Below are 14537 nucleotides of genomic sequence, written 5' to 3' on the forward strand. Positions count from 1 at the left end.
AGCCTAAGCGCGCTTGGGGGCACGCGTCGCGCCCGGCAGACTGGTGGACATGCGCATCCTGTTGAAGCTGGTTCTGGACTGCGACCCGCACGCCGCATGGCGCGCGCTGCACTCGCCGCGGGCCATCGCAGAACTGTACGGTCCGCTCGTGCAGCTCGAGCCGATGATGGGTGCGCTGCCGCCCACGATCGACCACGGTGCCGACGTGCCCGTGCGGCTGCGTATGGCTGGCATCCCCCTCGGCGACCAGCTCATCCACGCGACCGACCGGTACACCGAAGACCGCCACGGCAACGTGCGGATCATGCGTGACAGCGGCATCCCGCTCACCGGCCCGCTCGCGGCGCTCGACGTCTGGGACCACCAGATGGCGGTCTCACCAGCGCCCGGCGACCCGTCGCGCACGCTGTGGCGCGACCGGCTCGTGATCGGTGGCCCCGCCGCGCTGCCGCTGTGGCCCGTGCTCTGGACGACGTGGCAGTGGCGCGGTGCGCGCCTGCGTGCGCTCGCACCCACCTGGGCGCACGACCCCGAAGACGCCGCGTGAGCGCCGCGACCGTGCGCGAAGCCGTCCCCGGCGATGCGCCACGCATCGCCGAGGTGCACGTCGCCGTGTGGCACGAGGCGTACACCGGGCGGATGCCGCAGTCGATCCTCGACGGCATGACCGTCGAGAGCCGCCGGGCACTGTGGGATCGCGTGCTAACCGAACGGCGCGGCGTCCTGTGGGTCGCCGAAGCCGACGGCGTGATCGTCGGCTTCGCTTCGGCCGGCGCATCCCTCGACGATCCGCCGGCCGCGATGACCCAGCTCTACGCGATCAATGTGCTCGCATCGCACCACGGCACCGGTGCTGGTGAAGCCCTGCTGCGCGCCGCGATCGGCGAGGGTCCGGCATCCCTCTGGGTGCTCGCCGACAACCCGCGCGCACAGGCCTTCTACGCCAAGCACGGCTTCACCCCGGACGGCGCCGTGAAGGACGACGACGCCTGGGGTGAAGCGATCCGCGAGGTGCGGCTCGTGCGCGGCTGAGCCTTCGCCTGGGTCAGGGCCCCTCACTCGGTGAGTGCCTCGACGGGCGCGACGCGGGTCGCGAGTCGGGTGGGCACGACGGCGGCGACGAGGGTCAGGATCGCCGTCGCCGCGATGACGATGGCGACCGGGATCCACGGGATGCCGGGGGCGACGAACGTCGGTGACGACCACGCCGGCGGTATCCGCACCGAACCGAGCAGGGACTGCGCGGCGATCCAGCCGTAGGCGATGCCGAGCAGCAACCCGAACAGCAAAGCCGTGACCGTGACGTGCGTGGCCTCGAGCAGCACCATGCGGCGGATCTGCCCCGACGTGAGCCCCAGCGAGCGCAGCAGACCGAGTTCGCGGCGCCGCTGCACGATGCCGATTGTGAGGAGGTTCACCAGCCCCACACCCGCGATGACGGCGGAGACGGCGACGAGCCCCATCATGACGGCCGCGAACGTGTCGAGCACTCGCCCCACCTCAGGCGCCAACTCACCGCCCGCGGATGCCGTCATGAGCAGCTTCACCGACTCGTTCGCGACCGCGAACATCGTCACGAGCGTCACCCCCATGACGACGCCGATCGCCATCCGGCTGGAGCGCTCCGGGTACCGCAGAGCATTCTCGGCGGCGAGTTTCGCGGTCGCCGACCCTCCGAACACGCGGCCCGTCAGTCGCAGGATCGGCGGCATGATCAGCGGCGCCCCCAGCGCGAGGCCCGTGAACGAGCTCAACCCGCCGAAGAACGCGATGATCACGCCGAGCGGGCTGACCAGGCCGGCGAGCACACCGAGGGCGAGCAGCACGACGCCGATCACGAACAGCACGATCACGCCGACGTGGCGCCCGCGCGCCTGCGCGACGTCGCGCATCGACCGGTCGGCCGCGCCCGTGAGCGCTTCGAGCGGCGTGACCGTCAGCACGCGCCGAGACCCGGCCCAGGCTGCGGCCCACGTGGTGAGCGCGACGATGACCGCCGGCAGCGCGATCGCGGGCTGCAGCACCGAATACTCGACGGTGACGTCGAGGGCCGCGGGCGCCCACAGCAGCAGCATCCACGCGGCGAGCACGCCGGCGACAAGCCCGACGAACGCGCCGATCACACCGACCACGAGCCCCTGCCGCGCGATCTCACCGCGCTGCGACCGTGCCGACGCCCCGATCAGCCGCATGAGGGCGATGCGCCGGGTACGGCCGGCGACGATCGTCGAGAACGTGTTGGCGGTGACGATGCTCGCGACGTAGACCGCGACGCCCACCAGCAGCACGCTGAGGATGCCGACGACGACGGCGACCGTACCGCTGCCGCCGAAGTAGGGGTCTGCCAGCAGCATCGCACCGAGGAAGCCGGTGACACTGACCAGCAGCACACCGAACGCGGCCGAGATCGCCGAGACGAGCACCGTGGCACCCATGCCGCGTTCGCGCAGCCAGGCGAGGTCGAGGCTGCGGCGCGGCGTCACCGGCGCCGCGGCGACGGCGGTCATGCCGCCACCTCGGATGCCAGCATGTGTTCCGAGACCTGCTCGGCGGTCTGCTTCGGCTTGTCGGCGACGATGCGGCCGTCGCCGAGAAAGACGACACGGTCGGCATACGAGGCGGCAACCGGGTCATGCGTCACCATCGCGATCGACTGCCCGTGCTCGCGGCTCGCGGTGGCCAACAGCGCCAACACTTCACGACTCGTGCGGCTGTCGAGGTTGCCGGTGGGCTCGTCGGCGAAGACGAGATCGGGGCCGGTCGCGAGCGCCCGCGCGATCGCGACGCGCTGCTGCTGGCCGCCCGACAGTTGGTGCGGGCGGTGACGAAGCCTGCCCGTCAGCCCGAGCGATTCGACGAGTCCGTCGATGCGCGAGCGCTCCATCGCCGTCGGGCGGCGCCCGTCGAGATCGAACGGCAGCATGATGTTGCCGATCGCGTCGAGGGTCGGGACGAGGTTGAACGCCTGAAACACGAAGCCGACGCGGCGGCGGCGCAGAATCGTGAGCTCGGTGTCGGTGATGCCGGTGATCTCGGCATCCCCGATCCACACGCGGCCCGCGGTCGGCGCGTCGAGTCCGGCCATGATGTGCATGAGCGTGGACTTGCCCGAGCCCGACGGGCCCATGATGGCGGTGAACTCGCCTCGGCGGATGCCGACGGTCACGCCGTCGAGTGCACGCACTGCGCCTTCGCCGGCGCCGTAGGTCTTGGTCAGCTGCTGGACGCGCGCGGCGAGGCCCAGCTCGGTAGAAGTGATTTCCATGCCTCGACGCTACGAATCGGGGCGTGTCGCCCGCGTCGGCCTGCGGATGGCTTGCGCTACATCGAGCGGATGATGTGCCGTGCCACCTGCGGCATGACCGGGCGGGCGCCGAGCGACGGCACAATGGGTGGTATGTCCGCACCCGCACTGCTCGCCGTCTCACACGGCACCGCCGATGCCGCCGGGCAGCGGGCTGTCGCGTCGCTCGTCAAGGCGGTCGCCGAGCGACTGCCCGACGTGATGGTGCGCGCGGCGCATGTCGACGTCGAGCAGCCCGATGTGCCGACGGCACTGGCGGCGATCGACGGGCCGGTCGTGGTGGTGCCGCTGCTGCTGTCGGCGGGGTATCACGTGCACGTCGATCTGGCCGAGGCGACCGCGGACCGCGCGGATGCGGTGGTCGCGGGCGCGCTCGGCCCCGACGAACGCCTGGCCGATGTGCTCGCAGCCCGTCTGCGCGAAAGGGCGGATCTTGCGGCCGCGGGCGTCATCCTCGTCGCCGCCGGTTCGAGCGACGAGCGGGCCAACGCCGACTGCCGCACCGTCGGCGAGCACCTCTCCACCCGACTGGGTCTGCCGGTGTCGGTCGCGTTCCTGAGCGCCGCGACGCCGAAGCTCGAAGATTCCGTGGCCACGGCATCCCCCGGCACCGTCGTGGCGACCTACCTGCTCGCGCCCGGCTTCTTCGCCGACCGCGCCGCCGCTCGCGCGACCCCGCTCGCGGCGAGCGCCCCGCTGCTGGGCGACCCGGACGCCGGCATTCCCGTGCCCGCTGCGCTGGTCGACATCGTCATCGACCGTTACCGCGCCGCCGTTCGCACCCGGTGACGGCCCGTCGCCGTTCAACATTCAGTCTCGTCGGCCGCACCCTCGGAGCAGACCCCCGTGATTCTGCGAGCTGGGATCAGTGCGGTATCCGCAGAGACTGAATGTTGCGCAGGCGCGGACGCGTGAAGGGCAACTTCGCGCGTCACAGTCGGTAACCGCAAATATGACATTTCTGAATGAGACACATAACATCGCGGAGGACCGAACGGAGGCCTCCGTGACTTTGAGCAATGCCGAGACGCGCCCAGCGCGCGTTGCCGCGCGCCCGCCGCGAGCATCTTCCAAGCCCAACGGGCAGTGGAAGATCGACGGCACGGCGCCGCTCAACGCGAACGAGGAGTGGAAGCAGCAGGACGGCGGCCTGTCGGTGCGCGAGCGCATCGAGAACATCTACGCCGAGGGCGGCTTCGCCTCGATCGACCCGACCGACCTGCACGGCCGGTTCCGCTGGTGGGGGCTGTACACGCAGCGCAAGCCCGGCATCGACGGCGGCCGCACCGCAACCCTCGAACCGCACGAGCTCGAAGACGAGTACTTCATGCTGCGCGTGCGTATCGACGGCGGGCAGCTGAGCACCGAGCAGTTGCGCGTCATCGCCGGCATCTCGACCGAGTTCGGGCGTGACACCGCCGATCTCACCGACCGGCAGAACATCCAGCTGCACTGGATCCGTGTCGAGGACGTGCCCGAGATCTGGCGTCGCCTCGAGGCCGTCGGCCTGCAGACCACCGAGGCATGCGGCGACGTGCCCCGCGTCGTGCTCGGCTCCCCCGTCGCCGGCATCGCGGCCGATGAGCTCATCGACCCGACCCCGCAGATCGACGAGATCACGAGCCGGTTCATCGGCGACGAGTCGCTCGCGAACCTGCCCCGCAAGTTCAAGTCGGCCCTGACGGGCCACCCCAGCCAGGACGTCGTGCACGAGATCAACGACGTCGCCTTCGTCGCCGTCGACCACCCCGAACTCGGCATCGGCTACGACCTGTGGGTCGGCGGCGGCCTGTCGGTCGCACCCCGCCTCGCCGAGCGCCTCGGCGTATTCGTGCGCCCCGACCAGGTGGCGGATGCCTGGCACGGCGTCGCGCAGATCTTCCGCGACTACGGGTTCCGACGCCTGCGCAACCGCGCGCGGCTGAAGTTCCTGCTGGCCGAGTGGGGCGCGGAGAAGTTCCGGCAGGTGCTGCAGGACGAGTACCTCGGCTATGAGCTGCCCGACGGCCCGGCCGCCCCCGCACCGCTCACGGCGGGCGACCACGTCGGCGTGCACCGCCAGAAGGACGGCCGCTTCTACATCGGCGCGACCCCCATCGTCGGCCGCGTTTCGGGCCCCACGCTCGCCAAGCTCGCCGACCTCATCGAGGCGCACGGCTCGTCGCGCCTGCGCCTCACCCCGCACCAGAAGCTCGTCGTGCTCGACGTGCCCGAAGACCAGGTCGAGTCCCTCGTCGCGGGCCTCGACGAGCTCGGCCTGCAGGCTCGGCCCAGCCTCATCCGCCGCGGCACGATCGCGTGCACCGGCATCGAGTTCTGCAAGCTCGCGATCGTCGAGACGAAGGCGTACGCGACCGCCGCGGTGCTCGAACTCGAGGAGCGCCTCGCCGGGTACGACCTGCCGCATCCGATCGCCCTGCACGTGAACGGCTGCCCGAACTCGTGTGCCCGCATCCAGACCGCAGACATCGGTTTGAAGGGGCAGCTCGTCACGATCGACGGTGAACAGGTGCCCGGCTACCAGGTGCACCTCGGTGGCGGGCTCGCCTCGCAGGACCGCGACGATCCTGGCCTGGGTCGCACGGTGCGCGGGCTGAAGGTCGCCGCCGACGGCATCGCCGACTACGTGGATCGCGTCGTCAAGCGGTTCCTCGACGACCGCGCCGCCGACGAGACGTTCGCACAGTGGGCACACCGTGCCGACGAGGAGGCGCTGCAATGACCGTTTCGCTCGCTCCCCGCGCCACCACCCGCCGCAGTCCTGACGAGCTGCGCGCCCTCGCCGACGAGGCCAACATCGCCCTCGGCAGCCTGACCGACCACGAAGCCTCAGCTGCCGAGGTCGTGCGCTGGGTGGCAGAGAACTTCGCCGTCGAAGCGGCTGCCGTCGCCTGCTCCATGGCGGATGCCGCCCTTCCCCACCTCGTGGCCGAGCAGCTGCCCGGGGTGGACGTGCTGTTCCTCGAGACCGGGTACCACTTCGCCGAGACGCGCATCACGCGCGACGAGGTGCAGCGTGTGCTCGACGTACGCGTCGTCGACATCACTCCCGAGCAGACCGTCGCCGAGCAGGACGCCGAGTTCGGCGAGAAGCTGTTCGAGCGCGATCCGGGCCTGTGCTGCGCACGCCGCAAGGTCGAACCGCTGCACGACGCCCTCGGTGGCTATGAAGTCTGGTTCACGGGCGTGCGCCGCGAAGAGGCACCCACCCGCATCAACACCCCGCTGGTGACCTACGACGAGCGCAACGGGCTCGTGAAGGTGAATCCGGTCGCGGCGTGGAGCTTCGATCAGCTGATGGGCTACGCCGCCGAGCACAAGGCGCCTGTCAACCTGCTGCTCGACTTCGGTTACCCCTCCATCGGCTGCGAGCCGTGCACCAGGCCGGTCGCCCCCGGCGAAGACCCCCGATCGGGCCGCTGGGCCGGATCCTCGAAGACGGAATGCGGGTTGCACGCATGACAACTGTTCTCGATACACGCGCCACGAGCGCCACGCTCGACACACTCGACCTGCTCGAGGCCGAAGCCATCCACATCATCCGCGAGGTCGTCGCGGAGTTCGAGCGACCCGTCCTGCTGTTCTCGGGCGGCAAAGACTCTGTCGTCGTGCTGCATCTGGCGACGAAGGCGTTCGCACCCGGCAAGGTGCCCTTCCCGGTGCTGCACGTCGACACCGGGCACAACTTTCCCGAGGTCATCGCGTTCCGCGACGAGACCGTCGCGCGCCTCGGCATCCGCCTCGAAGTGGCCAGCGTGCAGGACTACATCGACGACGGCCGCCTGCACGAGCGCACCGACGGCACGCGCAACCCACTGCAGACCGTGCCGCTGCTCGATGCGATCGCCGCCGGCCGCCACGATGCGGTCTTCGGCGGCGCGCGCCGTGACGAGGACAAGGCGCGCGCCAAGGAGCGCATCATCTCGCTGCGCGACGAGTTCGGGCAGTGGGACCCGCGCAACCAGCGCCCCGAGCTGTGGAGCCTGTACAACGGCCGCCACACGCCCGGTCAGCACGTGCGGGCGTTCCCGATCTCGAACTGGACCGAGCTCGACATTTGGCGCTACATCGAGCGCGAGAACATCGCCCTGCCGCCGCTGTACTTCGCGCACGAACGCGAGGTCTACGAACGCGACGGCATGTGGCGCCCCGTCGGCCCGTTCTCACCGCCCCGCGAGGACGAACAGGTCGTCACGCGCACGGTGCGCTATCGCACGGTCGGCGACATGAGCTGCACCGGCGCGGTGGACTCACCCGCGGCATCCGTGTCGGACATCGTCGCCGAGGTCGCCGTGTCGACCCTGACCGAACGCGGCGCCACGCGCGCCGACGACCGCCTCAGCGAGGCGGCGATGGAAGACCGCAAGAAGGACGGGTACTTCTGATGACCACCGCCACCGACCTCACAGCACCCGCCGATGCCGCGGCGCCCGCCGAGCAGCACTCCACGCTGTTCCGCTTCGCGACGGCCGGCTCGGTCGACGACGGCAAGTCGACGCTCGTCGGGCGGCTGCTGCACGACTCGAAGGCGATCCTCGCCGACCAGCTCGAGCAGGTGCAGCGCACGTCGGTCGAACGCGGGTTCGCGCACGGCGCGTTCGACTTCGCGCTGCTCACCGACGGGCTGCGGGCCGAGCGCGAGCAGGGCATCACGATCGACGTCGCGTACCGATACTTCACAACCGGCGCGCGTTCGTTCATCCTCGCCGACTGCCCCGGGCACGTGCAGTACACCCGCAACATGGTGACCGGCGCGACCACCGCCGACGCGGTCGTCGTGCTCGTCGACGCCCGCAAGGGCATCGTCGAGCAGACGGTGCGCCACCTCGCCGTCGTCGCCCTGCTGCGCGCACCGCACGTCATCATCGCGGTCAACAAGATCGACCTGACCGGCTACTCGCAGGAGACGTTCGAGCAGGTCGCCGCCGACGCGCGTCGGGTTGCGGCGGGCCTGGAGATCACCGACCTGCACGTGCTGCCGGTCTCGGCGCTCGAAGGCGACAACATCGTGGGCCCGTCCGAGCACACACCCTGGTACGACGGCCCGGCACTGCTCGAGCTGCTTGAGACGCTGCCTGCCGCCGACGATCTCGACCGCACCACCGAACCGCTCCGCCTGCCCGTGCAGCTCGTGCTGCGCCCACAGGGCGGTCTCGCCCCCGACATCGCGGCCGATGCCGTCGCGGCGGAGCAGCTGCGCGACTACCGCGCACTCGCCGGTCGCATCGCCTCCGGCTCGGTGCGCGTCGGCGATCGCGTCACGGTGCTGCCGGCGGGCATCGAATCGACCGTCACCGGCATCCGGTCGGCCGGAGCCGTGGTCGAGTCCGCGACCGCGCCGCAGTCGATCTCGCTCGAACTGGCCGACGATGTGGATGCCGCACGCGGCGCGCTCGTGGCGGCCGCAGGCACCGCGCCGGTCGCCCGTCGCGAGATCGATGCGGAGCTCTTCCAGCTCGATGCGCGCACGCTCACGACCGGCAGCCGAGTGCTCGTCAAGCACGGCACCGCCACCGTGCAGGCCCTCGTCGCCGAGATCTCGTCGCGTTACGACCTCGATGCGCTCGAACACGTCGAGGCGACAGCATTGGAGACCAACGACATCGGTCGCGCACGCCTGCGGCTGGCAGCCGATCTGCCGGTCGAGTCGTACCGCGACAACCGTCACGGCGGCTCGTTCCTCGTGATCCACCCGTCCGACGGCGCCACGCTGGCCGCCGGCATCGTCCGCGACTGACGCGGACGCCCCCCTCTTCACACCATCGACAACGGAAGGCGCGCGATGACCGGGACCGTCTGGCTCGTCGGGGCAGGACCGGGAGACCCCGGCCTGCTCACGGTCGCAGGGCTGCGCGCCCTGCGCGCCGCCGACGTCATCGTCGCCGATCGGCTCGGCGCCCGCGCCGTGCTCGACGGCCTGGCCGCAGAGGGCGAGACGATCACGGCCGAGGTGATCGACGTCGGCAAGCTCCCGGGCCACCACGCGGTGCCGCAGGATGCCATCAACGCGCTGCTCGTGCAGCTCGCACGCGACGGCAAGACCGTCGTGCGCTTGAAGGGCGGCGACCCGTACGTGTTCGGCCGTGGCGGAGAAGAACTTGCGTTCTGCCAGGCAGCCGGGGTCGAGGTGCGACTCGTGGCCGGCGTCACCAGTGCCCTCTCGGTGCCAGCCGTCGCCGGGATCCCGCTCACGCACCGCGGCGTCGCGACCGCCTTCACGATCGTCACCGGTCACGATCAGATCGCCGAGATCGGCGGCGGCCGCGACCACACCGTCGTGCTGCTGATGGGCGTGGGCACCCTCGCGCACTCCGCCCGCATACTCGCCCAAGGCGCCCGGGGCCTGGACTGTCCCGTCGCGGTTGTGGAGGATGGGTACGGGACGCGCCAGCGCGTCACCGTCGGATCGCTCGCCTCCATCGCTGCGCAGGCAGCAGAGCGCGGCATCCGCTCCCCCGCCGTCGTGGTCGTCGGTGATGTCGTGCGTCTCAGCCCCTATGCCCCCGCCGAGATCGCGCTGGACGCGCTCGCGGCATCCGAAGCCCTCTCCGTACGACTCGCAGCGGAGACCACCAGCCCGAAAGGCCACCACCGTGACTGACCTGAACCTCCGCGTCGCGATCATCGGCTCCGGCCCCGCCGGCATCTACGCCGGCAACATCCTCACCGGCGCGGTGAACGACGCGGGCGGCACCGTCGCGATCGACCTGTTCGAGTCGCTGCCCGCCCCATACGGCCTCATCCGGTACGGCGTCGCGCCCGACCACCCGCGCATCAAGGGCATCGTGAACTCGCTGCACGAGATGCTGGATGCCGGCACCACCCGTTTCATCGGCAATGTCGAGGTCGGCCGCGACATCGCCCTCGACGAGCTGCAGGAACGCTACGACGCCGTCATCCTCGCGACCGGCGCGATCCGCGACGCGAATCTCGACATCCCCGGCATCGACCTGCCCTCCTCGTATGGCGCGGCGGACTTCGTCGCCTGGTACGACGGTCACCCCGACGTGCCCACGACGTGGCCGCTGGATGCCGCAGAGGTCGCCGTCATCGGCAACGGCAACGTCGCCCTCGACGTCGCGCGTGTGCTCGCCAAGCACGCCGTCGACCTGCGCTCGACCGAGGTGCCCGACAATGTGCTGGCGGGCCTGGAGACCTCGGCCGTCACCGACGTCCACGTCTTCGGCCGCCGCGGCCCCGCCGACATCAAGTTCACCCCCATCGAGCTGCGCGAACTCGGTGAGGTGCCGAACGTCGACATCATCGTGCACGACGAGGACTTCACCCACGCCGACCCGGCACAGGCATCCAACAACCAGCTGAAGGTCATGCTGCGCGTGCTGAACTCGTGGCGCGACCGCCCCTCGACCGGTGCGAGCCGCCGCCTGCACCTGCACTTCTACCACGCGCCCGTCGAGGTGCTCGGCACCGACCGCGTCGAAGGCGTACGCTTCGAGCGCACCACGCCGACCGGCGACGGCAGCGTCGTCGGCACGGGCGAGTTCCGCGAGATCGCTGTGCAGCAGGTCTATCGCGCCGTCGGCTACTTCGGCACGCCGGTCGTCGGGGCGCCTTTCGACGAGGTGCGCGGCGTCGTGCCGAACGTCGAAGGCCGCGTCACCGACACGTCGTCGGCGGCGACCCCCGAAGACGGCGGCACGGCGATCCAGGGGCTGTACGCCACCGGGTGGATCAAGCGCGGCCCGGTCGGTCTCATCGGCCACACCAAGTCCGACGCCATGGAGACCATCGCGCACCTGGTCGCCGACGCGACCGCCGGGCGCCTGGCCGCCCCCACCGTCACCGGTGACGTGCTCGACCTGCTCGCCGAACGCGACGTGGCCTTCACGACGTGGGAGGGCTGGCTCGCCCTCGACGCGCACGAGCGCGAGCTCGGTCAGACCCACGAGCACACCCGCGAGCGCGTCAAGGTCGTGCCGCGCGACGAGCAGGTCGCCATCTCACGCTCCGGAGCGCTGATCGAGTCATGACCTACGTCATCGCGCTGCCCTGTGTCGATGTGAAGGACCGTGCGTGCATCGACGAGTGTCCCGTCGATTGCATCTACGAGGGTGAGCGTTCGCTCTACATCCACCCCGACGAGTGCGTCGACTGCGGTGCGTGCGAGCCGGTGTGCCCCGTCGAGGCGATCTACTACGAAGACGACCTCCCCGACGAGTGGCAGGACTACTACACCGCCAACGTCGACTTCTTCGATGACATCGGCTCGCCCGGCGGTGCCGCGAAGGTCGGCGTCATCAAGAAGGACCACCCGATCATCGCCGCCCTCCCGCCCCAGGGCGACGGACATGACTGACGGGCACTGTCCGGCATCCGTCGACGTCGTCATCATCGGCGGCGGCCCGGCCGGGCTCTCGGCGGCGCTCAACCTCGGTCGGGCCCGCGCCTCGGTCGTCGTGGTGGATGCCGGCAGGCCCCGCAACGCGGCGACGCTCCGCTCGCACGGCTTCTTGACGCGCGACGGCATCTCGCCGATCGAACTGCGCAAGCTCGCGCGCGCCGAACTGCAGCAGTACCCGAACGTGCGCATCCTCGACCGGGCACGCGTCGGCGCCGTGCGCCCCGCCCTCGGCCCCGACGGCCGCTTCGAAGTCGCCGTCACGACCCGCACGCCCGGCGAGCCGCCCGTGCTGGCCGCGGAGACGGTGCTGGTCGCGACGGGGCTCGGCGAGACGTTGCCGGCGATCCCCAGCATCCGATCGTTCTACGGCATGTCGATGTTCAGCTGCGCCGCGTGCGACGCGTGGGAACTGCAGGACAAGCCGCTCGCGCTCATCGGCGAGACCCCCGATCTGCCGGACCGGGCTCGCCTGCTCGCACGCTGGACGAACGACCTCACCGTCTTCACGAACGGCACCGACGTGGTGGATGCCGTCGCCGAGGCGGAGTTGGCGGCATCCGGCATCGCCGTCGAGCGTCGCGCGATCGACGACCTCGAGGGCGAGAAGGGCGCCGTGTCAGGTGTGCGACTCGCCGACGGATCGGTGATCCCCGTCGCCGGCGGCTTCGTGCGGCCGGTGTGGCACGCCGCGGCCGACTTCTTCGACGGTGTGGACCCCGACCGCGACCTCGACGGGCACCTCATCGTCGACGGATCGGGCCGCACGTCGGTGCCGGGACTGTACGCCGCCGGTGACGCCGCGGCTCCCGGACCGCAGCAACTCATTGTCGCCGCCGGCCAAGGCGCCCGCGCCGCCGCCGTCCTCGTGCACGACCTCGTGGGCGTCCGCACCTCGCACTGACCGGGGCGGTCGGACCGGCGCGCTCAGGCCAGCCCGTGCTCGAAGGCGAAGACGACGAGCTGCACGCGGTCACGCAGCGCGAGCTTGGCGAGGATGCGGCTGATGTGCGTCTTCACCGTCGCCTCCGACAAGAACTCGCGCGCCGCGATCTCGCCGTTGCTGAGCCCCCGCGCGGCGAGCGCGAAGATCTCCCGTTCGCGTTCGGTGAGCTCGCCGAATGTGTCGGGCACCGCGGCGACGGGCGCCGCCGGAAACTGCGCGAACAGTTCGCGTGTCGCCGACGCCGCGATGACCGCGGACCCGGCATGCACCGTGCGGATGGCGGCGAGCAGGAACTCCGGATCAGCGTCCTTGAGGAGGAACCCGCTGGCTCCCTGCCGGATCGCGCGGGCCGCAGCCTCGTCGAGATCGAACGTGGTGAGCATGACGATGCGGGGCGGGGACGCGCCGAAGGAGGTGTCGGCGAGTAGTTCTGACGTCGCCGTGAGACCGTCCATCACCGGCATCCGAATGTCCATCAGCACGACGTCGGGCCGCACGGACCGCACCAGCGTCAGCGCCTCGGCGCCATCACCGGCCTCGCCCACGACCGTCAGGTCGGGCTGCGAGTCGATGACCATGCGGATACCGGCGCGGAACAGGGCCTGATCGTCGACGAGGACGACGCGGATCGCTTCGTCGGTCACGCCGCTTCACCGATCGGCAGTGTCGCCCGCACGAGGAACACGTCACCCGCGACACCCGCGCCGCACGTGCCGCCCACAAGCTGCGCACGCTCGCGCATACCGATCAGGCCGTGCCCGCGCGATTCGTTCGCGCCGTGCTGCGCTTCGGATGGCGACGTCGCAGCACTTCGGCGCGAATCGACGAGGGGATTGGTGACGGTGAGTTCCACCCGGTCAGCATGCCACGCCAGGGCCACCTCGACCGGGGCGCCGCCGTGCCGGAGGGCATTGGTGAGCGCCTCCTGCAGGATGCGGTAGACCGCGAGCTGCACCGCCGCGGGCGGTTCGCCGTGCGGTGCCGGGTCGATGTCGACACGCAGATCGACGCCCGCACCGCGCACCTGCGCGTACAGCTGCTCGAGATCTGCGAGGGTCGGCTGCGGACCGTCGGTCTGACTGTGGCGAAGCTGCGTGAGCAGCAGCCGCACGTCGGAGAGGGCGGAACGTGCGGTCGACGAGATCTGCTGCAGGGCCTGATTCGAACTCGCCGGGTCGGCCGCGTACCGCGCACCATCGGCCTGGGCGATGACCACCGCGAGAGAGTGGGCGACGACGTCGTGCATATCGCGGGCGATGCGGGTGCGCTCCTGCTCGGCTGACGTCTGCGCCTCGGCGCGCTGCTGCGCCTCACGGTTCTCGCGCGCCCTGACTCCGGTGCGCACGAGCGCCCCGACCGTCCACGACAGCACGAGCGCGAACACGGCTGCCGCGAAGATCGAGATGCCGCCGATCACCTCGGGTGTGAGGTCGTGCGAGGGGCTCAGCCCCATCGTCGTGATCATCGACGGCACGACGAGGTACACCGCGATCGTCACGGCGCCGACGATCGCCGACCCGAACCCCGCCCAGAACGCGAACTGTGTGCCGTAGGCGGCGGCCGTGTAAAGGATGCCGAAGGTGGCGATGTTCGCCGGGAGCGGCGGCAGCCCGGCGATCATCTGGACGATCGAAGCACCCCACGCGATCGCGAGCGCCAGCCCGGGCGCCCATCGCCGCAGCGCGAGTGCGCCGGCGAGGGCCACCGTGACGCCGACCCCGACGATCATCGCGAGGATCGACGGCAAATAGCTCGAGGGGGTCGAGCCGGCGATCCACACCGGCATCCCGAGCGCCGCAAGCGTGAACAGCAGGAACAGCCCAGCCACCACCGCGTCGACGACGCGCTGATAGACCGGGATGCTGCGGAACACGCTACGACGCTACGCGAGCGCGGCGGCCACGGCATCCCCCCGGGGATGTATCGGC

Annotated in this window: 15 protein-coding genes; 11 read left to right on the forward strand and 4 right to left on the reverse strand. The window is 70.7% G+C overall.

From position 1 onward, the window contains the following. Positions 1-49: 49 nt before the first annotated feature. The gene (locus ACSF8R_RS04570) at positions 50-547 is read left to right on the forward strand and encodes a hypothetical protein (RefSeq protein ID WP_434810675.1); all 498 of its coding nucleotides are present in this window, start codon (positions 50-52) and stop codon (positions 545-547) included. Continuing rightward, complete coding sequence (locus ACSF8R_RS04575) at positions 544-1032, forward strand: GNAT family N-acetyltransferase (RefSeq protein ID WP_434810676.1); 489 nt, start codon at positions 544-546, stop codon at positions 1030-1032. The genes ACSF8R_RS04570 and ACSF8R_RS04575 overlap by 4 nt, the downstream gene beginning before the upstream one ends. Positions 1033-1055: 23 nt before the next feature. Here the strand turns inward: ACSF8R_RS04575 and ACSF8R_RS04580 are convergent, their stop codons facing one another. Both ACSF8R_RS04580 and ACSF8R_RS04585 read right to left on the reverse strand, forming a co-directional pair. After that, the gene (locus tag ACSF8R_RS04580) at positions 1056-2507 is read right to left on the reverse strand and encodes an FtsX-like permease family protein (RefSeq protein ID WP_434810677.1); all 1452 of its coding nucleotides are present in this window, start codon (positions 2505-2507) and stop codon (positions 1056-1058) included. Beyond that, entirely contained in the window at positions 2504-3265 is a 762-nt protein-coding gene (locus tag ACSF8R_RS04585; protein WP_434810678.1) for an ABC transporter ATP-binding protein, read from the reverse strand. The genes ACSF8R_RS04580 and ACSF8R_RS04585 overlap by 4 nt, the downstream gene beginning before the upstream one ends. A gap of 132 nt (positions 3266-3397) precedes the next feature. On the opposite strand from ACSF8R_RS04585, the gene ACSF8R_RS04590 reads away from it, so the two are divergent. The 9 genes from ACSF8R_RS04590 (at position 3398) to ACSF8R_RS04630 (ending at position 12567) form a co-directional block, all read left to right on the forward strand. Continuing rightward, positions 3398-4093, forward strand: a complete 696-nt coding sequence (locus ACSF8R_RS04590) for a sirohydrochlorin chelatase (RefSeq protein WP_434810679.1) — start codon at positions 3398-3400, stop codon at positions 4091-4093. 217 nt (positions 4094-4310) lie between these two features. Beyond that, positions 4311-6026 (forward strand): nitrite/sulfite reductase, encoded by a 1716-nt coding sequence (locus tag ACSF8R_RS04595; protein ID WP_434810680.1) that lies wholly within the window; start codon positions 4311-4313, stop codon positions 6024-6026. Beyond that, positions 6023-6766 (forward strand): phosphoadenylyl-sulfate reductase, encoded by a 744-nt coding sequence (locus ACSF8R_RS04600; protein WP_434810681.1) that lies wholly within the window; start codon positions 6023-6025, stop codon positions 6764-6766. The genes ACSF8R_RS04595 and ACSF8R_RS04600 overlap by 4 nt, the downstream gene beginning before the upstream one ends. Continuing rightward, complete coding sequence (gene cysD / locus ACSF8R_RS04605) at positions 6763-7689, forward strand: sulfate adenylyltransferase subunit CysD (RefSeq protein WP_434810682.1); 927 nt, start codon at positions 6763-6765, stop codon at positions 7687-7689. Before ACSF8R_RS04600 ends, cysD begins: the two co-directional genes overlap by 4 nt. Next, a complete protein-coding gene (locus ACSF8R_RS04610; protein WP_434810683.1) occupies positions 7689-9041 on the forward strand; it encodes a sulfate adenylyltransferase subunit 1 in 1353 nt (450 codons plus the stop codon). Before cysD ends, ACSF8R_RS04610 begins: the two co-directional genes overlap by 1 nt. Positions 9042-9086: 45 nt before the next feature. After that, the gene (gene cobA, locus ACSF8R_RS04615; protein WP_434810684.1) at positions 9087-9905 is read left to right on the forward strand and encodes a uroporphyrinogen-III C-methyltransferase; all 819 of its coding nucleotides are present in this window, start codon (positions 9087-9089) and stop codon (positions 9903-9905) included. Then, complete coding sequence (locus ACSF8R_RS04620) at positions 9898-11295, forward strand: FAD-dependent oxidoreductase (RefSeq protein WP_434810685.1); 1398 nt, start codon at positions 9898-9900, stop codon at positions 11293-11295. The genes cobA and ACSF8R_RS04620 overlap by 8 nt, the downstream gene beginning before the upstream one ends. Continuing rightward, positions 11292-11621 (forward strand): ferredoxin, encoded by a 330-nt coding sequence (gene fdxA, locus ACSF8R_RS04625; protein ID WP_434810686.1) that lies wholly within the window; start codon positions 11292-11294, stop codon positions 11619-11621. Before ACSF8R_RS04620 ends, fdxA begins: the two co-directional genes overlap by 4 nt. Then, on the forward strand, positions 11614-12567 hold the full coding sequence (locus ACSF8R_RS04630; protein WP_434810687.1) for an NAD(P)/FAD-dependent oxidoreductase: 954 nt from the start codon (positions 11614-11616) through the stop codon (positions 12565-12567). The genes fdxA and ACSF8R_RS04630 overlap by 8 nt, the downstream gene beginning before the upstream one ends. Positions 12568-12590: 23 nt before the next feature. Here the strand turns inward: ACSF8R_RS04630 and ACSF8R_RS04635 are convergent, their stop codons facing one another. Then, the gene (locus tag ACSF8R_RS04635) at positions 12591-13253 is read right to left on the reverse strand and encodes a response regulator (protein WP_434810688.1); all 663 of its coding nucleotides are present in this window, start codon (positions 13251-13253) and stop codon (positions 12591-12593) included. After that, entirely contained in the window at positions 13250-14482 is a 1233-nt protein-coding gene (locus ACSF8R_RS04640; RefSeq protein ID WP_434810689.1) for a sensor histidine kinase, read from the reverse strand. Before ACSF8R_RS04640 ends, ACSF8R_RS04635 begins: the two co-directional genes overlap by 4 nt. Between the last annotated feature and the right edge of the window lie 55 nt (positions 14483-14537).

Source organism: Microbacterium sp. bgisy189 (assembly GCF_965345345.1).
GTDB lineage: Bacteria > Actinomycetota > Actinomycetes > Actinomycetales > Microbacteriaceae > Microbacterium.

Coding starts and splice junctions, on each gene's coding strand:
- ACSF8R_RS04600 (WP_434810681.1), top strand. CDS start 6,023: ATGACCGTTTCGCTCGCTCCCCGCGCCACCACCCGCCGCAGTCCTGAC.
- ACSF8R_RS04585 (WP_434810678.1), bottom strand. CDS start 3,265: ATGGAAATCACTTCTACCGAGCTGGGCCTCGCCGCGCGCGTCCAGCAG.
- ACSF8R_RS04610 (WP_434810683.1), top strand. CDS start 7,689: ATGACCACCGCCACCGACCTCACAGCACCCGCCGATGCCGCGGCGCCC.
- cobA (WP_434810684.1), top strand. CDS start 9,087: ATGACCGGGACCGTCTGGCTCGTCGGGGCAGGACCGGGAGACCCCGGC.
- ACSF8R_RS04580 (WP_434810677.1), bottom strand. CDS start 2,507: ATGACCGCCGTCGCCGCGGCGCCGGTGACGCCGCGCCGCAGCCTCGAC.
- cysD (WP_434810682.1), top strand. CDS start 6,763: ATGACAACTGTTCTCGATACACGCGCCACGAGCGCCACGCTCGACACA.
- ACSF8R_RS04570 (WP_434810675.1), top strand. CDS start 50: ATGCGCATCCTGTTGAAGCTGGTTCTGGACTGCGACCCGCACGCCGCA.
- fdxA (WP_434810686.1), top strand. CDS start 11,292: ATGACCTACGTCATCGCGCTGCCCTGTGTCGATGTGAAGGACCGTGCG.
- ACSF8R_RS04590 (WP_434810679.1), top strand. CDS start 3,398: ATGTCCGCACCCGCACTGCTCGCCGTCTCACACGGCACCGCCGATGCC.
- ACSF8R_RS04630 (WP_434810687.1), top strand. CDS start 11,614: ATGACTGACGGGCACTGTCCGGCATCCGTCGACGTCGTCATCATCGGC.